The sequence below is a fragment of the Streptococcus massiliensis DSM 18628 genome, from assembly GCF_000380065.1.
Classification (GTDB): domain Bacteria; phylum Bacillota; class Bacilli; order Lactobacillales; family Streptococcaceae; genus Streptococcus; species Streptococcus massiliensis.
The window spans coordinates 72,942-94,942 of record NZ_KB904376.1 but is presented as its reverse complement, the minus strand read 5'-3'; the positions used below and the strand labels follow the sequence as shown (position 1 = coordinate 94,942).

General features: G+C 40.0%; 25 protein-coding genes. 1 reads left to right on the top strand and 24 read right to left on the bottom strand.

Going from position 1 to position 22,001, the window contains the following annotated elements; all coding sequences use genetic code 11:
• Positions 1-44: 44 nt before the first annotated feature.
• Entirely contained in the window at positions 45-1,112 is a 1,068-nt protein-coding gene (gene pepA / locus A3I3_RS0103715) for a glutamyl aminopeptidase (RefSeq protein WP_018371393.1), read from the top strand.
• Positions 1,113-1,136: 24 nt separating this feature from the next.
• On the opposite strand, the gene A3I3_RS0103710 is transcribed toward pepA, so the two are convergent.
• The 24 genes from A3I3_RS0103710 to comGA form a co-directional block, all read right to left on the bottom strand.
• On the bottom strand, positions 1,137-2,162 hold the full coding sequence (locus A3I3_RS0103710; protein WP_018371392.1) for a sensor histidine kinase: 1,026 nt from the start codon (positions 2,160-2,162) through the stop codon (positions 1,137-1,139).
• Entirely contained in the window at positions 2,129-2,827 is a 699-nt protein-coding gene (locus A3I3_RS0103705; RefSeq protein WP_018371391.1) for a response regulator transcription factor, read from the bottom strand. The genes A3I3_RS0103710 and A3I3_RS0103705 overlap by 34 nt, the downstream gene beginning before the upstream one ends.
• Positions 2,828-2,842: 15 nt before the next feature.
• A complete protein-coding gene (locus A3I3_RS0103700; RefSeq protein WP_026129838.1) occupies positions 2,843-3,565 on the bottom strand; it encodes a lantibiotic ABC transporter permease in 723 nt (240 codons plus the stop codon).
• Positions 3,562-4,350 (bottom strand): ABC transporter permease, encoded by a 789-nt coding sequence (locus A3I3_RS0103695; protein ID WP_018371389.1) that lies wholly within the window; start codon positions 4,348-4,350, stop codon positions 3,562-3,564. Before A3I3_RS0103695 ends, A3I3_RS0103700 begins: the two co-directional genes overlap by 4 nt.
• A complete protein-coding gene (locus A3I3_RS0103690; RefSeq protein WP_018371388.1) occupies positions 4,347-5,060 on the bottom strand; it encodes an ABC transporter ATP-binding protein in 714 nt (237 codons plus the stop codon). The genes A3I3_RS0103695 and A3I3_RS0103690 overlap by 4 nt, the downstream gene beginning before the upstream one ends.
• Before the next feature lie 145 nt (positions 5,061-5,205).
• Positions 5,206-6,507: a PTS sugar transporter subunit IIC gene (locus A3I3_RS0103685; protein WP_018371387.1), complete on the bottom strand. Its 1,302-nt coding sequence runs from the start codon at positions 6,505-6,507 to the stop codon at positions 5,206-5,208.
• Positions 6,504-7,895 (bottom strand): glycoside hydrolase family 1 protein, encoded by a 1,392-nt coding sequence (locus tag A3I3_RS0103680; protein ID WP_018371386.1) that lies wholly within the window; start codon positions 7,893-7,895, stop codon positions 6,504-6,506. Before A3I3_RS0103680 ends, A3I3_RS0103685 begins: the two co-directional genes overlap by 4 nt.
• Complete coding sequence (locus tag A3I3_RS0103675) at positions 7,882-8,223, bottom strand: PTS sugar transporter subunit IIA (RefSeq protein WP_018371385.1); 342 nt, start codon at positions 8,221-8,223, stop codon at positions 7,882-7,884. Before A3I3_RS0103675 ends, A3I3_RS0103680 begins: the two co-directional genes overlap by 14 nt.
• Before the next feature lie 20 nt (positions 8,224-8,243).
• Positions 8,244-8,561, bottom strand: a complete 318-nt coding sequence (locus tag A3I3_RS0103670) for a PTS sugar transporter subunit IIB (RefSeq protein WP_018371384.1) — start codon at positions 8,559-8,561, stop codon at positions 8,244-8,246.
• A 237-nt stretch (positions 8,562-8,798) separates the two neighbouring features.
• Complete coding sequence (locus tag A3I3_RS0103665) at positions 8,799-11,387, bottom strand: PRD domain-containing protein (protein WP_018371383.1); 2,589 nt, start codon at positions 11,385-11,387, stop codon at positions 8,799-8,801.
• 102 nt (positions 11,388-11,489) lie between these two features.
• On the bottom strand, positions 11,490-12,311 hold the full coding sequence (gene folK, locus A3I3_RS0103660; protein ID WP_018371382.1) for a 2-amino-4-hydroxy-6-hydroxymethyldihydropteridine diphosphokinase: 822 nt from the start codon (positions 12,309-12,311) through the stop codon (positions 11,490-11,492).
• A 21-nt stretch (positions 12,312-12,332) separates the two neighbouring features.
• Positions 12,333-12,887, bottom strand: a complete 555-nt coding sequence (gene folE, locus A3I3_RS0103655; RefSeq protein ID WP_018371381.1) for a GTP cyclohydrolase I FolE — start codon at positions 12,885-12,887, stop codon at positions 12,333-12,335.
• A 2-nt stretch (positions 12,888-12,889) separates the two neighbouring features.
• Positions 12,890-14,212: a bifunctional folylpolyglutamate synthase/dihydrofolate synthase gene (locus A3I3_RS0103650; RefSeq protein ID WP_018371380.1), complete on the bottom strand. Its 1,323-nt coding sequence runs from the start codon at positions 14,210-14,212 to the stop codon at positions 12,890-12,892.
• Between the two features lies 1 nt (position 14,213).
• On the bottom strand, positions 14,214-15,173 hold the full coding sequence (gene folP, locus A3I3_RS0103645; RefSeq protein WP_018371379.1) for a dihydropteroate synthase: 960 nt from the start codon (positions 15,171-15,173) through the stop codon (positions 14,214-14,216).
• Between the two features lie 112 nt (positions 15,174-15,285).
• On the bottom strand, positions 15,286-15,942 hold the full coding sequence (locus A3I3_RS0103640) for a CPBP family intramembrane glutamic endopeptidase (protein WP_018371378.1): 657 nt from the start codon (positions 15,940-15,942) through the stop codon (positions 15,286-15,288).
• A gap of 67 nt (positions 15,943-16,009) precedes the next feature.
• A complete protein-coding gene (locus A3I3_RS0103635; RefSeq protein ID WP_018371377.1) occupies positions 16,010-17,200 on the bottom strand; it encodes an acetate kinase in 1,191 nt (396 codons plus the stop codon).
• A 61-nt stretch (positions 17,201-17,261) separates the two neighbouring features.
• Complete coding sequence (locus A3I3_RS0103630) at positions 17,262-18,206, bottom strand: class I SAM-dependent methyltransferase (protein WP_018371376.1); 945 nt, start codon at positions 18,204-18,206, stop codon at positions 17,262-17,264.
• A gap of 19 nt (positions 18,207-18,225) precedes the next feature.
• Positions 18,226-18,582 carry a competence type IV pilus minor pilin ComGG gene (comGG, locus tag A3I3_RS0103625; protein ID WP_019231902.1) on the bottom strand — a complete coding sequence of 119 codons (357 nt, stop codon included), beginning with the start codon at positions 18,580-18,582 and terminating at the stop codon, positions 18,226-18,228.
• On the bottom strand, positions 18,563-19,000 hold the full coding sequence (comGF, locus tag A3I3_RS0103620; RefSeq protein WP_018371374.1) for a competence type IV pilus minor pilin ComGF: 438 nt from the start codon (positions 18,998-19,000) through the stop codon (positions 18,563-18,565). Before comGF ends, comGG begins: the two co-directional genes overlap by 20 nt.
• Positions 18,984-19,277, bottom strand: coding sequence for a competence type IV pilus minor pilin ComGE (comGE, locus tag A3I3_RS0103615; RefSeq protein ID WP_018371373.1), 294 nt, complete (start codon positions 19,275-19,277; stop codon positions 18,984-18,986). The genes comGF and comGE overlap by 17 nt, the downstream gene beginning before the upstream one ends.
• Positions 19,249-19,674 (bottom strand): competence type IV pilus minor pilin ComGD, encoded by a 426-nt coding sequence (gene comGD / locus A3I3_RS0103610; RefSeq protein WP_240366765.1) that lies wholly within the window; start codon positions 19,672-19,674, stop codon positions 19,249-19,251. Before comGD ends, comGE begins: the two co-directional genes overlap by 29 nt.
• On the bottom strand, positions 19,634-19,963 hold the full coding sequence (gene comGC, locus A3I3_RS0103605; protein WP_018371371.1) for a competence type IV pilus major pilin ComGC: 330 nt from the start codon (positions 19,961-19,963) through the stop codon (positions 19,634-19,636). Before comGC ends, comGD begins: the two co-directional genes overlap by 41 nt.
• On the bottom strand, positions 19,960-20,976 hold the full coding sequence (gene comGB, locus A3I3_RS0103600) for a competence type IV pilus assembly protein ComGB (RefSeq protein WP_026129840.1): 1,017 nt from the start codon (positions 20,974-20,976) through the stop codon (positions 19,960-19,962). The genes comGC and comGB overlap by 4 nt, the downstream gene beginning before the upstream one ends.
• The gene (gene comGA / locus A3I3_RS0103595) at positions 20,924-21,865 is read right to left on the bottom strand and encodes a competence type IV pilus ATPase ComGA (RefSeq protein ID WP_018371369.1); all 942 of its coding nucleotides are present in this window, start codon (positions 21,863-21,865) and stop codon (positions 20,924-20,926) included. Before comGA ends, comGB begins: the two co-directional genes overlap by 53 nt.
• Positions 21,866-22,001: the final 136 nt, after the last annotated feature.

Sequence of the window (22,001 nt, the reverse complement as noted above, 5' to 3'; positions counted from 1 at the left end):
TCCTGCAAAAAATGGTAAAATAGGGGCAGAAAGAAGGTACTTTTATGACAGAATTATTTTCAAAAATCAAGGAAGTGACGGAAATTTCAGCGATTTCTGGTCATGAAGCGCCTGTGCGCGATTATCTGCGAGAAAAAATCACCCCTCATGTAGATGAGCTGGTGACCGACGGGCTGGGCAGCCTCTTTGGGGTCAGACATTCTAAAGAGGCAAATGCTCCTCGGATCATGGTGGCGGCGCACATGGATGAGGTCGGCTTTATGGTCAGCCAAATCAAGCCTGACGGCACGCTTCGCGTCGTTGAAATCGGCGGCTGGAACCCGCTCAGCGTCAGCAGTCAGCGTTTCAAGCTCTTCACATGCGCAGGTCAAGAAATCCCTGTCATCTCTGGCTCTGTACCGCCACATTTGACTCGTGGCAAAGGCGGTGCGCCAAGTCTTCCTGCTGTCAGCGACATTGTCTTTGACGGCGGCTTTAGCGACAAGGCTGAAGCCGAAAGCTACGGCGTACGGCCAGGCGATGTGATTGTCCCTGAAAGCTCCGCTATTTTGACGGCTAATGGTAAGAATGTCATCTCCAAGGCTTGGGACAATCGCTACGGCGTGCTTATGGTTAGTGAGCTTTTGCAACATATCTCAGGTACTGAGCTAGGCAGCGACCTCTATGCTGGCGCGACCGTTCAAGAAGAAGTGGGGCTGCGCGGCGCTCATACCTCTACAACCAAGTTTGACCCCGAACTTTTCTTTGCAGTCGACTGTTCACCAGCTGGGGACGTCTATGGCGACCAAGGCGCGATCGGTGAGGGAACCTTGCTGCGTTTCTTTGACCCAGGTCATCTCATGCTGCCAAACATGAAAGACTTCCTCTTGACCACAGCCGAAGAAGCGGGTATCAAATATCAATATTACTGCGCAAAAGGCGGAACAGACGCTGGTGTGGCTCACCTCAAAAATGGCGGTGTCCCTTCAACAACAATCGGCGTCTGCGCTCGCTATATCCACTCCCACCAAACCCTTTACGCTATGGACGATTTCCTGCAAGCCCAAGCCTTCCTACAAGCGCTGGTTAAAAAACTGGACCGCTCTACGGTGGATTTGATAAAGAAATATTAAAAAATTAAGAAGCCAAAAGGCTTCTTAATTTTTTATACTTAACTCTACACACGCACCATCTGTTGACGGATTGAAAAGTTTGAGATTTCCATCATGCAAAAGCGCCACCTGTTTAGAAAAAGCAAGACCAATGCCATAATGGGACTTATCCGAATTACGACTTTTATCACTCTGGTAAAACAGCCGGTCGGCATTATTTAAAAGTTCTTGCGAAAAAGGGAGCCCATCATTCCAAATAGAAAAAACTAACTGCTTCTCTCGCTTAATAATGCGAACCGTAACCTTTTGTGACGCATAGTCAAGTGCATTTAAGATAATATTTAAGAGTGCTCGCTTCAGATAATCCAAATGAGCCTGCATTTTTAATTCTTCATGAACTTGGCAATTAATCACTACTTTGCCCTCTTTGTCATAGAGAGAAACCTCCTCTTTAAGCTGGTCATAAAAAGATTGCAAACTTACCTCGTCAAAAGTTTCTTTTTCTACTTTAAATGTCTTGCTATAATCAATCAGAGAAGCACAATAACTCGACATCTTCTGGCTAGCTTTTAGAATTTCTGCCACATATTCTGCCTGCTGGTCGGGCAAAGTCTCCATGCCAAGGAGCTCTGCATTGCCTTGGATAACAGTCAGAGGTGTTTTCAAGTCATGGGAAGTAGCTGACAGCTGTAGAACCAAATCAGCATTTCTTTTTTGCTCACGCGCTAACAAGGACTCCACTTCTTTTCTGGTTGCCCACAAATCTTGATAGGTTAGCAAAAATTCTTTAATTTTAAAATGTAAACTTTGCTCTGATTTTGCTAGATTTTTGCTAGATAGCAGCTGGATTTCTCTATCTATCTCTTTCAACAAGCGATAAATTTGATAAAAGGTGACAAGAAGTAATCCTCCTATCCAAAAAAGAAGGCGGTAAAAAGAGAAATCTTTGTTTGAGGTGGTAAATTGAGAAATGTCAAAACCAATAAAACCAAAAATAAAAGTATAACAACCTACAATTTTTAAAGTCGTTTTCCAAACTAATCCCCTGAAGCGAATGGTTCTAACAGCCATCTATATCCAACTCCTCTCACTGTTGCAATCACGCGTAGATTTTCTTGTTTAAACTTTTGTCGAACTTGATAGATATACTCTGAAATAGAACGGAGCTGAGTCTCCGAACTCTCAGGATAGAGTAGTTGATACAGACCTTCAACAGTAAAAACTTGCTGAGGATGAGATGCCAATAGTTTTAACAACTTAAACTCACGCTCAGATAACTTCAAATTTTTTCCGTAGCAGACGAGCTCATATCGTTCAGGATAGAACAAGCAGTTCCCTTCGGTTATTTGTTGTTCTTGATATCGCTCTTCACGCCTAATATGCGCTTTAATGCGTGCTGACAACTCCTTAGCTGAAAAAGGCTTAACAATATAATCATCAGCGCCACAATAAAGTCCCTCAACTTTATCTTCTTCCAATTCCTTAGCTGTTAAAAAAATAATTGGCTTGCTTACATGAGGTCTGATATAGGAACAAAGCTCGAAACCATTGATTGGCTCCATCATGACATCTAGTAAAATAAGGTCATAGCCGACGAAATCAGCAAGCTCTAGACCACTCACGCTATTTCGCGTAGTTACTAGATAACTCTCACGCTCTAGAATATTTCTTACCAACTTCAAAATACTTTCATCATCGTCAACGACTAAAATAGTATGTGTCTTCATGCTTTTCATTATAACATATTCCTTTCAGCGCACATCTCTTTTTAAAGTTAGGAAAATGGCAGAGCCTACAATCAAGCAAAGCCAGAGGACTTGGATACCCAGACCACTCAGTTCAATCTTCTCAGCAACTTCCTTATAATCAAATAAAGAAAGAGTTGCTAAATCCGGCAGATATTTCGCTTCTCTAAAAAAAGTAAGCAGCAAGTGACTGAGACCTAATAGCAGGGGAAATAGGATAGCAGTAGCCACCCTCCAAGACTGAAAAATGAGAGTCAGCCCTGCGGCTAAAAAGGCAAAAACAAAATTGCTTATAAGTGCTGGAATGACTTGCCTGCCAACATTGAGCAAAAGAGGCATGGTCAAATTCAATTTAAAATAAAAGATAATAAGCAAAAGGCAGAGCAGTAAAGCAAGAAAATAAAGAAAGAAGAGGAGCAAAAAGAAAAAGATGAATTTAGCTAGTAGCCATTTTTTGCGCTTAGGTACCGCTAAACAATTCGTTCGAAAAGAAGATTTAACAAATTCCTGACCAAAATGAAATGACGCAAAAATAATGATAGCTATTTGCGCCAAGTAGAGAGCATGTAACAATTCACTCATTACTCTCTTTTCTAACCCAACATTTTTGACATCATCTAAACTTAGCATCAAAAAAGGAAGAAGAACGACAAAAATAATTGCCAAACCTACACTCATGTAATCACTACGAAATTTTATCCATTCGCTGCATAGTAATTTCTTCATCAATAGTGTCCTCCCAAGTCATTTCTGGAAAAGCGAACATAAGCGAATAAAGCTGCGGTTAAGAGCCAAATCAATAAAATAGTTAATCCTTTTAAATGATTTTCACGATAAAAGGAATAAGGTTCTGCAAGAAGAAAATTAGTCGCCGCCACTGGAAGATAATTGCCAAAAGCAGTATGCTGTGCCAAATAATCCCCAAGGTTATAAATTTGAGGGACTAAAAAGATAAGAGGAAGCAGCATGGTTCGAGCCAAAAATCCTAATAAGAAAGCTAAAATCCCTATCATACTCAAGGCCAACACCCTGAAGAAAATATGCTCCCAAGCGGCTGTATTGAGGAAAATAGGATTTAACCCTTCTTTTCCCAAAGCTAGGTGCATGGCTATATAACTAAAATAAGTTGACAAAAAAGATAAACTCAACAAAGTTAAACTAACTGTCATAACTTTCCCACAAAAGAATTGCAGACGATGATTACATGTTAAAAGACTTGTTCGTAATTGATGACCCTGAAATTCCATTCCTCCGATAAAGCCGGCAAATATGGTAAGCACCATTGTACTGAGACCTGTTGCCGACAACCCCAAATAATCCAAAGGAGCAATCGGAGCTAGCAACTGTGGATTTGTAGCAGGGCTAGCATCTAAACCAAGGGATAAATATTGGCGACCTTCGAGGTAAGAAAAAATTGGAACAACTATTAGAACAAGTAACCAAGTATTTCTCAAGGCGGTACTTGTTTTTAATTTTAACCACTCAGATTTCAGCAAGTTTATCTGTCCTCTCATGATAAAGCCTCCTCTGTCATATTAAAGAAGAGCTCTTCTAGAGTGTCTACACCTTGCATCACATCTGTCATTTGGCCTTGTTCAATAATTTTTCCATGGTTGATTAGGACTAAATCATCTGCTATCATTTCGATTTCCGAGAGGATGTGCGAAGATAACAAAACTGTCTTTCCTTGGTCAGCCTGCTGACGAATAAATTTGCGAAACCACTTGATACCGCTGGGATCTAGTCCATTAGTTGGCTCATCCAAAACCAAAAATTGAGGATCGCCGAGCAAAGCTACCGCTAAGCCTAAACGTTGCCCTTCACCTAAGGACAAATCTCCCAACCGAGCCCTTGACTTATGAGGAATTCCTGTAAGTTCTAGCACCTCATCAATACGAGATTTTGTAATTCCATTGCTGGCTGCAATGATTTGAAGATGATGATAGACTTTCCGCGTAGGTAGACCAGCAAGCCCGTCAAAAGAAGCACCTACTAGCAATAAAGGTTGAGAAAGAGTTCGATATTCCTTATCATCAAAGCTGGCTTCCCCAGAATTAGCCCGGTCAAGCCCCAATAAAATTCTCAAAGTTGAACTTTTACCTGCACCATTTGGACCCAAAAAGGCAGTAATGCGGCCACCTTTAGCAGTGAAAGTGATATTTTGTAAAATCTTTTTACCACCGCGCTTCTTGCAAACATTTTTTAACTTTATTAAATGTTCCATACTAAAATCCTCATTTCTAATGTTTATAGATTTACTATACAATAGGAAGTTCAGATTTTTTTCAGACTAAAAAAGAAAAGATCTGACCAGAAAACTAATCAAATCTTTTCTCGCTTTACTTATTGATCATATTAGATTTCAGCTTTTACTTTGTTTCCATTTGTTTTAGCGCAACACGTTCAGAAATCTTCAAAAATGGAATATAGAAAGCAGTGGTAGCAATAATAATGATAATTTGAACAAATACAACTTTCAAATCTCCAGCACTAGCTAAATATCCACTAATAATAGGCGGTGTTGTCCATGGAATGTAAACGGATAATGGTTGAACAAAACCAATAAAAGTTGCAAAATAACCAATCAGAGCTCCGATAACTGGAGATAACACAAATGGTATCATCATTGGAATGTTAAACACAATCGGCAATCCAAAAATAATCGGTTCATTGATTTCAAAAATCCCAGGAGCTGCACCTAATTTTGCCACTTCTCGGTAAGGTTTAAATTTAATAAACAATAATACTGCAAGAATTAAGGCGATAGTGCCACCTGTACCACCCATTTGAGTATATACAGTCACAAAATTACTATTTATAATATGTTTTGGAACTTCTCCAGCATTAACTGCTGCCATATTTTCGTTCATATTAACTAAAAGCAGCGGATCCAGCAATGACCCATTAATAACTGTTTGGTGAATACCCAGAGTAAATAGGAAATTCCCTGTTGAATAAATAAGGATAAAGCCCAATAAAGAGGTATTAACTCGTCTCAATGGTTCTTGAATAATGGCAGAAATAATGGAAATTAAATCTGTATTAAATACACTAGCCAATACAGCAGAAACAATAGCAAAAATGGATAAAGTAATCATAGTTGGTAGCATAACACTAAAACTGCGCCCAACTGCAGGAGGAATATTTTCTCCCAGATTGATTTGTAAGAATTTTAATTTTGCTAGAAACATATAAAGTTCTGTAGCCAATAAACCAACGATAATCCCCGCAAACATTCCTTGCGTTCCTAAATTTGTATAGGAAAGAACACCAGAAACAGTTACAGCTTCTTTGGCATCGATTGGAGTTACTGTAATCTTTATCGCCATCATAACAATGAGCGTGGCTAAAGCAACAGGAACTGTTGAGATCGGATTTTCAAAATTTTTGTTTTTAGATAGACAATAGGCAATCGTTGCAGCTATCAAAATACTAGAAACATTCAAGGTACCGTTGACAATGACATTACCAAAAACCTGAAATTTTGTTAACGTATCCCCTGTTAAAAACCAAGGGAAAATAACATTATTAACAAGAACTGCTAGCCCAGCTAAAATAAACATGGGCATTATTGTTGAAAATGCATCACGAAGGCTTCTAAGATGAACTTGATTCCCAACTCTGGCAGAAATCTCTGTAAATTTGTCTAAAAATGACTGATTTTGGCTCATAAATTTGACCTCCTTATATTGCTTCCGTTTGAACGGATAACTTCTTTAAACCAATAATAACTTTTTTTGGGAATACGTTTCATATCTCTTAAATCATGGTTCCCTCTGTTAACATATACGAGTCCATATCGTTTTTCCATATCCCCTTGTGAGCTAAGAATATCAATTAAACCCCAGCCCAAATATCCAATAACCTCCACTCCATCGCATTCCATGGCCTTGTACATCGCTTTCAAATGCTCTTGGTGATAGTTAATTCGATAATCATCTTGAATCGGTGTTTCTCCATCCCAACTTTCGCGAACACCAATTCCATTTTCTAAAATAAACAAGGGAACTCGATAACGTTGGTACATCTTATTAAGAACATCTCTTAATCCCAGCGGATCAATTTGCCAACCCCACTCGGTTGAAGGAATAAATGGATTTATTTGATGACCTATTTGGTTAAAATAATTAGGAGAATCTGTTTCAAAATTGATCTTTTCAGCAGAAACGGCAGAAGAAGCATAATAACTAAAGGAAATAAAATCGCTGTATTGAGACCCTATTATTTCCATCTCACCGTCTAAAACATTCATTTCTATCCCTTTAGATGCAACATAGGACATCATTTCTTGTGAATAGCCCTTCCCTGTATAAGCATCCAAGAGTGTATAATTTAAAAACTCATCAATCTTTCTTGCTGCTAGAATATCTCTAGGATTGCAAGTTGCTGGATAGACCTCTGAATAAGCTAGCATTCCCCCTATTTGACAATCACTGCTTGTTTCATGAACATAATTTGTAATCGCAGCATGGCATACCATCACATTATGAATGATTTTATACAAATCATCTTCAGAACGTTCACCTTTCAAATAGCCAGAAATATTAAAGGCTTCGGCAGAATGATAAAGATTTTGCTCATTAAAAGTGATCCAATATTTTACTTTATTAGAAAATTCGTCAACAACCTTTTTCCCATATCTGATAAAAGCATCTTTCACCTCTTTGGCAACAAAACCATTATAACGTTCTGCCAAAGAAAGAGGCATATCAAAATGATAAAGGCAAATCATTGGCTCAATACCACGAGCTAACAATGCATCAATAACAGCATGGTAGTAGTTTATTCCTTCTTCGTTAAACTCTCCATCACCGTCCGGTACAATTCTACTCCAAGATGTCTGGATTCGATAACAATTCATTCCCAAATCTTTTATTAAGTCAAAGTCCTCCTCATAGTGGTGATAGTTATCATTTGCAAAATGCCAATCCGAAGTGTTTTCACTCGCAGGACGAATATCATAAACAGATAATCCTTTCCCACCTTCATTCCAACCGCCTTCTGTTTGCATACTTGAAACGGAATTTCCCCAGAGAAATTTTTTTCTAATTTTTTCCATTCACTTCTCCTTCCACTCTCGTTAGCTCTCTGTAAACATCAACTACTTCTTTTGCCAAATCAATAAATGTAATAGCATTCATTAAGTGATCTTGTCCATGAACCATCAGGAGACTTACCGAAATCCCTTGACCTGCCGCTTCTTTTGCAAGTTGTTCTGTTTGAGACTGGTGTGCGAGTAAAAGAGATTGGTTTGCTTCTTGTAATTTTTTCTCTGCAAGTTCAAAATTTCGTCCCTTGGCAGCTTTTATGGCTTCTATGGCTTTCCCTTTCGCATCACCCCCATGCATGATCAGTCCCATAATTGATTCCAGATTGCTTTCATCCATAATGCAACCTCCTTTATGTTTTAACTCAAAAGTTCCAATGCCGTAGCCAATACTTTGTCACCACGCATCATGCCGTAGTCTTGCATATTAATAACATCTACCTTAATACCTTTTGGTTCATACTTTTCTTTGAAGTCTGACAAAAGAAATTTCACTTGTGGTCCTAAAAGAATAATGTCAATCTTTTTAGAATTGACCTCTTGATCTGCCAAAGCAGTAGGAACTGCAAATATTTCAAGCTCTTGATCAGCATAAGAGGTTTGAGCGCTACTTTGCATTTTTGTTACCAACATACTGGTAGACATTCCAGCATTACAAGCTAACATAATTCTAGTCATAATGTTTCCTCCATTATTTTTATCTAATTTATCCAAAGTATAATTCATTATAAATAAAAATCCAAATATGATTTGTTTTTTAAAAAGAGAAAAAATAAACACTGATAAAATAATTTATACAGTGTCCATGATTTATTCAAAAATTAAGTAGGTTAAATCTAGATTGGGAATTTATCGCCACAAAATCGGTTAGAAAATTTATACACTAGCAAAACAATTAAACACTTCTTTTTTTAATTAAATTTCTTTAATTGTTCGGATCATGCTCGCATATTCTGCTTCAGGAATTTCAATTTCAAATTCGCACTCAATTTCAAAGCAAATCTCTCGTAATTGATGATACAAGCGTTTATGTTTTGCAATAATGGTATCAACATTAGGTAATTCTGGGTAAGACCTTCCTTGTTGTAAGTGGCTAATCAAACAAGCCATATGTACAAATAAACCCACTTCTTGAGATTGTGTAAAGCCTTCTTCAAGTTTTTTTATTTTTCTCACAACCCTTGGTAAAACTTCTTTTACCCTAGAAATATTTATAGAAGGTTGTTGTTCTTTCAAATATTTATAAATCTCAGAATAATCCATACTTCCCTCGGACATTACTTTGTCTTTGTAAAATAATTGAGCTAATTGTTCAGTTGAAGAACCGTAAAGCTGACTGGCTGAAATAAATCGATACCCGTTTATTTTGGGATTGTAAGTCCCTACAATAGCAATAATTTTATGAAGTTGACTAATCTCTTTAATCTTCTTTCTTAAATATATTTTGTCACTCCCAGCCATTGGTATGATATCCAAGTTTGTTGTATCCAAGTTTTTATCAATATAATCTTTCATAGAAAGTGCAGCACCTTTACCAGACACGCATAGAGTTAGGATAACTTGGTGATGAGTTGCTCTATTATATAAGTGTGTATTAAAATGAAAACCTTGCTCAATCAAAGCAGTTACATTTTGGTGAAGTTCCTTAAGAGAGACCGATCCATCAATCATGCGAACAGATTCCAATGCAACAAGTGTAACTGGAATCTCAATTGCTTTAATTTGAATTCCTGTTTCCTGACTAATGGTCTCTGCCATTGTCTTTATTGAGCCCATATCGTATAAAAGAAGAATTCCTTTCCCTTGCTCAATATTTAATATCTGAAATTTTAATTCTTCATAGACAACTCTTAGATCCTTGTCTAAATTTAAGTCATAAGCATAAATAGAACTTGTTCTAATCAAAGAAGTTACGACTCTTGAGATAGAAGTTGCCGTAGCATTACCATGCATAGCGATCAAAACTTGAACCGTATTTGAACTTTTTTCTTTTTCGTAAAATTGTGCAATCAATAAAGTCAGGCTGTTAGCCTCATCCTCTCTTAATTGCCAAGCGAATGTTTGATTCAAATACGAGATAAAAGAACAAGCTAATTGCCACAGTTCAGGATAGTCTGTTACAGACTGAGACGCCGCCAATGTGGGAAGGGGAGTTTCAAATTTTCTTTCGACTGCTGCCCAAAGGTGCAACACTATGGCAGAAAGCAAATCAGTAGAGTACTTTTGATTGAGCAAAATTTCACATTGTTGTATAAACTTTTCAGTTTCAGTGACAAACTCTTCTCCAACAACCTTAATAAGAGCATTTTTATCCAAGTTGTTTTTCTTACCTATTTCCTTAAACTGCTCGTCTAATTCTTCGGAAACAATCGTATGAACCTCATTTTTTGATCGTCCTTCATTTCGAAGAGAGAGAACTCGATCGTCTATTACTTGATAGATAGATTTATCGTATCGCTTACTTGTCTCTGACTGTGATAGTCCTTCCGCTGTAAAAGTATAATTAAATTTTTGTGAGATAAGATGCTCAATTTCATCTCTAAAATCTGGATAAAAAATAAAGCCCTTTCGCACATTCGCTGTAAAATCCTGCAGATAAAGGGTTAAATTTTTAGTTTTTACCTCAAAATCTCTCAAGTAAGCTGTAGCACAAGCAATGCGAATATCTTTCTTTAACTCCTTAATGTTATTCTCACAGTTATAAAGCAATAAATCACGAAGGATTTCAGCATTTAAGTGAATATCTTTTCCCAAACGTGCAGCTTCATTTTTGAAAAAATGAGTAATCAACTCTAAGCGCTCAGATAAAGAGCGTTCAGATAAGCTAGGTAACTTTAATACTACAGGAAATTTAGAAGTTATAAAATCATAAAGTCCATTGTCTGCTTCATAATCCATAGCACAAACAAGGGAAAAGATACGATTTTGTTGATCAATTTTACTTAAAACAATATCTCTTGCTTCAAGATCTAATACTTCTAAATGATCAATAAATACAAAATCTTTACTAGCCTGATTTAACAAGTCACTCAGCTGAGTCGCCGCAGTTTTTTTATCTGAGAGAATTAAGTGGCGGCAGTTTATTTTCTTAAATTTTTCCTTTCCAGAAAGGATGCCTTCTTCTGTTGCAAAGCGATACATTAGTTGTGCCAGATAACTTTTACCTGTACCACTGCTTCCCACAATTAAACTAGCGAGTCTGTGTTCTGGATAAACCAAGCTTGCTTTAGAGAGACTGACTATATTTTTTAAAATATTATCATTCCCAACCAAATACTTAAATGCTGAAAGCTCCTGTTGTTTTTCACTTGCTAGCCAATATTTAACTGGTCTCGTCTCTTCTTTTAAGAGTTTTCCTTCACGAGTTAGCGTATTTAATAGTGCTGAAACATTACTTCGTTGCATGTTTAAACGATTTGCTAAGTCAATAGTAATGATTCCTTCATTAAAATCTTCACTATGATCGTTTATATAATCAAGAAGGATATCTTTTGTGTATCGCATATTATTTTTCCTCACTAATCTCCTTCATTATGGGTATAAATAATAATGATGATATGATTTAAAACTTTAAAGATCGTAGCTTTGAAAAGGTGGGCTAAAGTTTTAACTTAGGTTTCTTTTCACCCCCGCAAGCAGCTGCCGCATGCTTTTGCCATTTCTAGGATCAATAAAGTGGGGAGCGATTTCAGCCAAGGACTCAAGGACGAACGCCCGCTCAGCCACATAAGGGTGGGGCACGATGAGGTCCGGACTATAAATCTTCTCCTGCTCAATATAGAGGACATCAAGATCTATGATACGCGGCCCCCACTTGATGTCGCGAACCCGTCCCAGGTCTGCCTCAATAGCAAGCATAGTTTCTAGCAGCTCCTGCGGTGTCAGCCAGGTCTCAATTTCAGCTACCTGATTGAGAAAATTCTCCTGCTCAACGCCACCCCAAGGCTCGGTCTCAATTCGGCTGGAGGTCTGCAAAAGCTCAATGCCTTGCTTTTGGATTTTTTCCAGAGCTGCATCCAAATTCTCAGCTTTCTTGCCTTGATTGCTTCCCAAACCAATAAAAGCATGGCGTTTGGTCCGCTCTAGCTTCACCGAGCAAGTGTCCAAGGGCAGAGGAATAGGCGCCCAGGGCTTTTTGACCTCTAGACTTACCCGCCGAACCAAGGGATAGGTCTGAAAAATCTGCTCAATCAAACTATGAGCCAAGGTCTCAATCAAATCTTCCTTGCTGGCCTGACACCAGTGGGTCAAGTGCTGCGCTAGCTCACCATAGTGAATTGAAGCCGTCAAATCCCGCGTCCGTGCTGCCTTGGTCATATCGTAGTCCAAGATGACATCAAAGACAAAGCGTTGCCCCAGCTCTTTTTCTGCTCCAAAAAGACCATGATAGGCATACACTTCCAAATTTTTAATCCTTAGCTGGTCCATGATTCTCCTTTCTGCTCTGGCCTAGCGGTTCATCATTCTGTAGGCTTCATTTTTCAAGTCTTTATCCGTCGCTAAAATTCCTCGCGCAGCCGTAGTCACCGTCTCCGTTCCTGGCTTTCTCACACCGCGCATATTCATGCACATGTGCTCGGCCTCTACCCAGACTAAGGCTCCTTGCGCTCCAAGATAGGTCATCAAGGCGTCCGCAATTTCCACTGTCAATCGCTCTTGGATTTGTGGTTTTTTGGCATAAACCTCCACCGTCCGTGCTAATTTTGACAAGCCAGCCACGCGCCCATTGGGCACATAAGCGATGTGCACCTTGCCATAAAAAGGTAGGAAATGATGCTCGCACATAGAGTGAAAGAAAATATCCTTTTCAACTACCAGATTATTATCAACGATTTCAAAGGACTTAGCCAAGTGCTCCTCTGCCGTCTGACCCAGCCCCGAGAAAATCTCCTCATACATCTTGGCAATCCGTTCGGGCGTCTCCTGCAAGCCCTCACGATTTTCATCCTCCCCAACAGCCTCAATAATCATCTTCACTGCTGCTTCAATTTTTTTCGTGTCCATACCTACTCCTGTTTATCTTCTAATTTTGTTAGCAAAAAGTGTCTGACCTGCGCCAAGAAATAGAGCGACCCCGTAATCACCAGCACTTCTGCCTTGGGCTGTTCCTGCCCCAGATATTCTTCTAAAAATGCTTGCCAATCCTTATAGGGCAAGGATTCTTTTTCAGCCAGTTGCTGCATTTTTTGGCGGGAAATGGCTCGTGCGTCCGAAAAAGAGGTCAAGGTCAGCTGGCTGCCTTTAAGCTGCCTTAATTGAGCCAGCATCTCATCTACCGCCTTGGTCTCAATGCAGGTAAACAAGACCTGCTTATGAAAATCCCCGTAGCGCTCTTTCAAGGTCGCAAGCAAAGTTTCCATAGCCTGTGGATTGTGAGCGCCGTCTAGAAATATCAAGGGCTTGGGACAAATTCTCTCCATACGCCCCGCCCAAGTTGTGGCTGATAAGGCCTCCTGCACTTGACTCTTTGTCAGCAAGGACAGCTTTTTCAAACGACAATATTGGTCGCACAATTCCAAGGCTAAAGCAGCATTGTCCACCTGATGCAAGCCCAACAGCGGCGTCTCAAAAAGCTCCTTTTTTCTCGTTTCATTACTAAAACAAAAGCGCTCTCCTTGTGGCAGACTCGCCTGCCAAGCGGACTGATAAGCCTGCCCATAGGACAAAAGCTGCGCTGATTTTTCTTGCGCTATTCTCTCCACAACCGTCAAGGCCTCTGCTGGAAGTTTGCCTGTCACCACAGGCACGTTTTCCTTGATAATACCTGCTTTCTGCTCTGCTATTGCCGCCAAAGTAGAACCCAAAAGCGCCGTGTGGTCAAGGCCAATAGTCGTGATTGCCGTAAGCTCTGGCTGGCAGACATTGGTGCTGTCCAGAAGCCCGCCCATACCGACCTCAATCAAGGCGACATCGACTTTCTTCTGCGCAAAATAATCATAAGCCAAGGCCGTCATGATCTCAAACTCGGTCGCTCCCTGTAAGCTCGGATCGTCTCCGTCTTGCTCAAATAACTCTTGATAAGTCAGGAGCAGCACATTTAAGTCTTGGTTGGAAATGGCAAGCCCGTCAATGGCAATCTGCTCATTGTAGCTGACCAAGTAGGGCGAGGTGAAGGTTCCCACGCGCAGCCCGCTTGTCTTCAAGAGCTGGCGCAAATAAGCAATAGTTGACCCCTTGCCGTTTGTCCCCGCCAGATGAATGACGGACAGCTTCAAATGCGGATTGCCTCTTAAAGCCAATATCTTTTCCATGCGCTCCAATCCAAAATTCGGTTGGGCAGCTCGATAGTCTAGCAGCCAGTCCAAACCTGGCTTTTCTTCTTTTTTCATACTATTTGTATTGTCCCAAATTCAAATCTTCTGTTTTTTCTGCCAAGCGAATGGCGTCACCGATTTCTGCTGCCATTTTGTGGCTCAGCACATCGTGAACCCGCAGGATTTCAACACCGCGACTAGCCGCGATGCTGGTCAGGTGAGCCGAGGCAACATCTCGATTGCGGAAGCCTTCTGCCGTTTCAGGATTGACCTCAAAACCGTTTTCCGCCAAGAGATTGACAATGAAACGCTTGCGCGACACTCCCAGAAAAATCGGAAAACCAGCCTCGTGAATGCCGTCTAAAGCCTGTAAAAGCAGAAAGTTTTCCCGACTGGTCAAACCAAAGCCGATGCCCGGATCCACCATGATTTGCTCCTTTGCAAGACCAGCCTTTTCCGCCCGCTCCAAGGATTTTTCAAAATATACCCACATGAGTGAGACAATATCCAATTTTTCAAAGTGGCTCAAATCCACCTCTGAAAAAACAGGTTCAAAGCCAAAGGTCGGAAAGATTTTTGAGCTTGCGTGCCGAGGGCGAGCCATGACAGGGTTGAACATGAGAACAGCGGCCGCAGCATGGTCTTTCACGACTGCCGCCATATCGGGATCCCCCAGAAAACCCGTGATGTCATTGACCATATTTGCCCCTGCTTGAAGGGCGGCCTCTGCCACCTGAGATTTCCACGTATCAACGGAAATCGCTATCTGACTCTCGCGCCGAATGGCTTCGATTACAGGCACTACACGCGCAATCTCCTCCTCAATATCGACATAGTGGCTGCCTGGGCGCGTTGATTCGCCACCAATATCCAGCATGACCGCCCCTTGCTCTATCACTCGTCGTGCTTGCGCCAGAGCGGTTTCCACCGTGTCAAATTTTCCACCGTCAGAAAAAGAATCGGGCGTTACATTGATAATTGCGCACAGCCCTGTTTTCTCACTTTGTAATAAACTTCTAAATGTTTCATTTGTCATATCTGCACCTATCTAGCAAAAAAGGAACACTCTCGTGTCCCGTCATCTATCTTAAAGATAGTGATTGGTCTCACTACCCTATTTTACCACACTTTATCTATTGCACCAATCTTTAATGCAGCAAAGGTGAAAGAAGAACCATTAATAAAAAAGAAATGCCATTGATCATAAAATGCAAGCCCATTGAAGTTTCAAGACTTTTTGTTTTATAAGCCAAAGTTGTGATAACAGCACTCATACCACCATAGATAAGCCAGCTCCCCACATTGGTCGGATGATGAAGAAAGGCAAAGAAAGCTGCTCCCGCAATATAACCAAAAATTTCATAATCTTTAAACAACAACCGCGGAATGACCCCTCGACAGAGCAATTCCTCTCCAATCGGAGCTAGCAAAACAATCATTACAAAGGTCAAAGGTAACGGAAGTCGGCTTATCAAATCATTGATTGCTCCTTGATTACTTGTCGTTGCCGCCCCTTCCATATTTAAAACTAGAACCCCCAATAGATTTGTTAGCCAAATGCAACCATAACTAAGAAAGATCTTAGGCAAATGTTTGCGAATAGGAGCAAAGGATTTGCCAATCAAGTTCAATTTTTGCCCCAGCCAAATAAGAAGACTAACTATGAAAAGCATGTAAACAAAAGCTACCGACATGACTAGCATATTATTTCCCCACCACTTAGGAAATAGCAAACCTACCTGTCCTGCGAAAATAAGGGCAAAAACTCCTACAGCGACCCCAAACCATTTTAATCTCTCTAACATTATGACCTCATTCTTCCTACTAACTTGTTAAAAACTTTTTAACAAAAAGAGCGGTAAACCGCCCTCATTAAGCTTTCAAACGTTCCACATCGCGAGCAATAACCAGCTCTTCATCTGTCGGAATGACTAACACTCTCACTTTGGACTCTGGTGTGGAAATATCACCTGTTGCGCCAAAGACATTCTTTGTGAGATCCAGCTCAATACCGAACCAAGACAAGCCTTGAATAACGTCGTTTCGCATCAAGTAGCCATTTTCGCCCATACCAGCCGTAAAGACGATCGCATCTGCACCATTTAAAACAGCCAAATACTGTCCGATAAATTTCTTAATACGATCAATAAACATATTGTAAGCTAGCACTGCTTTTGGATTCTGTTCCTGAAGACCATCTTCAATATCCCGCATATCGCTAGAAATTCCCGACACCCCTAGCAAACCAGATTGCTTATTCAGCATATTGATGACATCTGCTGCATCTTTGAGTTCAGGATCTTGTTGGATCAGGTAAGGAATAATAGCTGGATCAATATCTCCAGAACGTGTTCCCATCATTGGACCTGCCAGCGGCGTGAAGCCCATAGAGGTGTCGACTGACTCACCATGATAATTAGCGGTAATAGAAACCCCGTTTCCGATATGAGCCGTAATTAACTTTAACTCACTGAGTGGTCTTCCAAGCAACTTAGCCGCTTCTTGTGCTACATAGTAATGACTGGTCCCATGTGCACCATACTTCCGAACCTTGTAATCCTCATAGTACTTAACAGGAATTGGGTAGAGATAAGTCGCCGGTTGCATGGTCGTATGGAAAGCAGTATCAAAAACCGCGACTGAAGTAATATCAGGCAAAATCTCTTTAAAAGCGCGGATACCTGCCGCATTAGCTGGATTGTGCAAAGGTGCCAACTCAGATAATTTTTCGATTTCTGCCAAAGCCTCATCATCCACTAAGGTTGACTCCTTAAAACTCTCACCACCTGCAACAACACGGTGTCCAACGCCTGTAATCTCGTTGAAGTCTGAGATGATACCCAGTTCAATCAAGTCATTTAACAAGATCTTTACAGCTTGCACATGATCTAAAATATCCAACACCAGCTGATGTTTCTTATCTCCATATTTAACCGTGGAAATAGAATCTTTCAATCCGATCCGCTCAATCAAGCCTTTAGCCACTACTTTTTCCTCTGGCATTTGATAAAGCTGCCATTTCAGACTAGAACTTCCAGCGTTGATTGCGATTGTTTTTGACATAAATTTACCTCTTCTAAGCGTTTTCATAGAACCAGTATATCAAAATTTTGTGTGAATTTCACTAATTTTGAAGCCAATTTTGAAAACTTTGGCTAAATTTGAGAATTTCCTCTTTATCCTGAAGGTTAGACAGAGGGTAGACAAAAGTTTCAATTGCTTGTTCCTGTTGCTTTTGCAGAACAAAAATAGATTTAGCCTGTTTACTTGAGGCAAAGAGATTCTCAGGCAAGGCAATCATTGCCACCAACTGGGCACGTTGATTCAGCCATGCTTTGAGCAAGTCACTCTGGGGACTTGTTAAGAGATCATTAGGAGCAAGAAAAATCGCATAGCCATCCTTTTTCAGATATTTGAATGACTGCTCCATCATAAGATGATGAGCGTAGCTATGCTCATCCCTACTTGCCACTTCAAAACGACGAGCAATCACATCATCTGGATAATAACCAACAGGTAAATCGCTGATAATAACGTCGCTCTCTTTCAAAACTTGTGGACGAACTGCATCCCCTTGAATAAAGTGGGCTTGACTATCCATGACATCTGCAATGCTAGCTGATAGATCAATCAAAAGATCATCCAACTCTAGACCCAGATAATCAATTTTCTTCTTACTATGGTTAAGAATGGTCTCAGCTAGATTTCCTGTACCGCTTCCAAATTCTAAAAGATCTAGTTCTTGGTCGACTGTCAATTCTTCCAAAATAAAGACCAAGAGAAAACCGATAGCATCCGGTGTAAACTGATGATTGGCTTGCAGAGGCTCGGTTTGATTGGCTTTGATTAAAAGAAATTGAAAACTTCTGCGCCATTCTTCCTTGCTGAGAGCTAATTGTCGCAATTTTTGATTATTCTTATCGACAAAGCTGGCATTAGAATTTGGATTCAGATAAAGCCCATTTTGTTCAATCAGAGCATCATAAAAGCTTGTCCCCAATATATTCTGGAGATTTTGGATATTTTCTAATAACAAGGCGTAAGCTTGTTCAATTTTTTCAAAATTCATATCCCTATGATACCAAAATCTACTCCTTTTGGCTATCTGTTTGAGTTGATTTCATAGATGAATCTGATTTTAGTTCTTGATTTAAGGTAAAGTTGTAAACATAAGTTGTTCCACTTTCAGTCCGAACTTGAAAGATTTGCTGCCCTTTCTTTTGACTAGAAATGACTTTTCCCTTATCAAAAGTTTGTACCGGCTGATTTTTTCCCTCTTTAGCTAACAGAGCCATCGCAAACGCCTCTTGTCGCTCTTGGTTTTGCTGTAAGATTTTAGCTGTTGCTGCTTGACGGTTCAGATAAAACTGCAAGAGCAAGCTAAACACTGCCATCATTAAAAGAGCGTAAAGAAGCACTCCTGCCTTAACTGTTTTCCTCCACACGATAGACCACCTTTCTTTCCAGCCCTTTCTCAAAAACCAAACTCAGCGTAATCATGTCCTTGTCCTTACGAATCGTTGCCTGTTTAATTCTAAAAATTATCGGCTGATAACCCTGGCCTGCACTATTGCTCTTACGAAAATCATCTTTGTTCGATTTCCCAAAAGCTATGTCTTTCCCATCTTGGTGAACATAGATCTTGTTATTCTCCACCTTTTGAAATTGACTGCGTGATAGTTCATTATCTAATTGATCTACAAACAGGAGCCAATCTCGTTGTTCCTGTTGAGTTTGATACCGAAGATCAGCAGCCAAAAGTTGACTCATTGACTGAAACAAGAGAAGCCCCCCTGAAATAACCAGTAAAGCGACCAAAGCCTCTAATAAGCTGAAAGCCCGCACATTAACGTCTTTCCACATAAAGCACCTCTTTTTCCCCTTGATAAACAATAAGTTGATTGTTGCTTTTTTCAACTCGCACAGTAATTCCGTTAAGAGTAAGCGTGTCTTTTTGAGTTTGCAAAGCCATATGTGCCACGCGCAGCACTTCCTCACGTTTCATAGTTATTGCCTGATTTTGTCTCATTATCCGGATATTTTCCAGCACAATCGTTGCAATAAAGGCAAAAATTGCCAGTGCCACCAAGGCCTCGAGAAGAATATAAGCCTTAATTTTCTGTTTTTTTAAATTTTCCATTTCCCATATAAAGTTGATAGGCTACTGTTTTCGTCCTAGTCCGAAAGATAATCTTGCCTAAAGAAGAGTTGCCTCCTCCCTTATCAAAAGTCAAGGTCTGTGGACTTGTCGAAATTCCCTTGGGTAAGCGAATTTTACTCACACCATTTGAGATTTCTTTCTCATTAATTGATAATTCCAAAGGCTGATAAGCAGCTAAACTCTGCTTTTGACTTTCAGAATAGACATGCTCAAAGTCCAAAAAGAACAAATGTTCCTCCACCGTTTGAAAACTTGAAGTGATCGTCCCCGACAAAAGCAATAAAAGAGTACTCGTTACTACTAAAACCAGTAAACTCTCTAGTAATGTAAAGGCCTTAACTGCCAACATTAGGTGTTTCAGAAGTATTTTTTGCATAGTATGCTCTATAAGCCTTAGCTTGGCTGTCTGTAATTTTCCCTTCCATCTGAAGTTTAGCAACCGTAACTGTATCATTTGGATGATCCAGAGCGTACAGCTCCGCTTGACTTTCCACAACTTTAACCACAGCAGCATTTCCCTTTTCAGTCACCGCATCTTTTTGTTTGGTTAAATTTGGTACAAAGAGCAGCATAAGTACACTGATAATGAGAAGGACGACTAACATTTCTATTAACGTAAAAGCCTTAACTGTAGATTTTTTGATTGTTAAAAATAATTTTTTCATAAATGAACCTCCATATTTTGATAAATAGGCAGCAACATTGCTGCATAAAGTAATACAATCATCAGCGCCACAAAGACAAAAACGAGGGGCTGAATGATATTCATCGCTTTGTTAACACGAGCAAAAAAATTCTCCCAAGTCTTTTCAGCATAGATTTCTAGCTCGCTTCCTAACTTTGACTTAACCTCACCGTATTCAATAATCAAAGATAACTCTTTGTGGAAAAAAGAATAAGATTGAACAGATTGAGCAAATGATTGCCCTAGCATCAGTCGCCTTTCCAAATCTGCTCCTAACTCTCGAAAGAGGCAAGAAGGTTGCTCTTTCATAAGAGTAAAAATTTGACTAAGTTCTAAGCCCTGACCAATCATCGTTCCCCATTCTCGTGCATAGTAGGCTGTTAAATAATTTTGGATAAACTTTTTTATAAAGGATATTTTTGCCAAAATGCTGAAAATCAGCATATGCGATGATCTCTTCCAATAGTAAAGTCCAATTCCAATAAACGCCAAAACGAGCAATACAAAACTAAAAAATATCTTGGGTAGGTTACTAATAACCTGAGTGGCTAAATTTTGACTTTGAAGTTGAGGCAGGAGATAATTCTTCAAGCCCAGCATGATAAGAACGAGGAAGCCTAAGAGCATCACAGGATAAGTTGCCACTTCAATTAATTTTTTGCGAACCTTAGAAATATTGCTTAAATAATCTTCAATTTTGATCAAGCTCAAACCTACATTACCATGTAACTCTGCCAAAGAGAGTTGGGTTACAACTGCGGTAGAAAAACCTAAATTTTCCATTATACTAGAAAATGGTTGCCCTAATTCAAGTCCCTGCCGCATAATCTGAATAGCAGAGCTAGGTAAGAGACGACTGCGTTCCAAAAAGGAAATCATCTCTCCTAAATGAAAGCCACTTGCAAAAAGATTATTGAAAAGAGCGACGACCTGTTCTTGCTTAGCTGTCGCCAATTTTTTCGGCTTGTCCGCCTTCCTTAGTGAGATGTCCATCTGCAACCAAGCAATCCACTTGCGCATTCCAGCGTGTGGCTTGGTGCATTTCAAAATTTCGTTCGACAAAATCTACCAGTCCTCCCCCCGCAATTAATCGTTGATAACATATTCCTTGCAAGCTATTTTTCAATTCTTCTTGCCTGACACCGAGCTCCAACAGACGCTCATAAACTCCCGGGACGCTCTTCGCGTGAATCGTTGAAAAAACAGTTACACCCGTTAAGCTAGCTCTGATAACTGCTCGTGCAGTTTCTGCATCGCGAATTTCTCCAATGATCAGCAAATCTGGACGATGCCGAAGCGATAGCTTAATTAAGTTATCATAGGTCATGCCAATCGCTTCATTAAGTTGAAGCTGTAATATATTGTCTTGTTTAAGCTCAACAGGATCTTCAATAGACATGATTTGTTGCCCTACAAAGCGTCTTTTAGCAAGCTCATGCATAAGTGTAGTCTTGCCACTTCCAACAGGACCCGAAAAAAGATACAAGCCGCGCCTATTGCATTTACTTGATAGGTTCTCTATTTCATCAAACCAGAAATGCAGTTCTCGACTTTCATCATGAAGAAGTCGAATAACCAAACTCTCCAGTCCACGATAATCCCCCACAGTCGACAGACGAAGTGACGTAACCTGCCCATCTACCAAATAATCACAAGACCCCAGCTGACTGCGACGTTTCTCACCTACATTCATACCCGCCTTAAATTTGAAATGCCCGATAACCGTAACCATCTGCTCCAAGTCATACTTGCGAATAAAAACTCGCTCATCTCCCACTCGGAAAAAAAGCTCGTAGCAGTCTTTCTTAGGCACAAAATAAATATCCTGTGCTAGTTGAGCGCGGGCTCTGGCTATCAGATCCTCAGCTATTTTTTGAACCATAATCTCCTCTCTATCTTATTCCAACAGAATAATCAGATTTTTACTTCACTTACTTATTCGTAAAATAAAGGAAAAATTATAAAAAAGAGCAATTTTTTAATTCCAATAATTTATATATGCTAGATGGTGTTTTCAA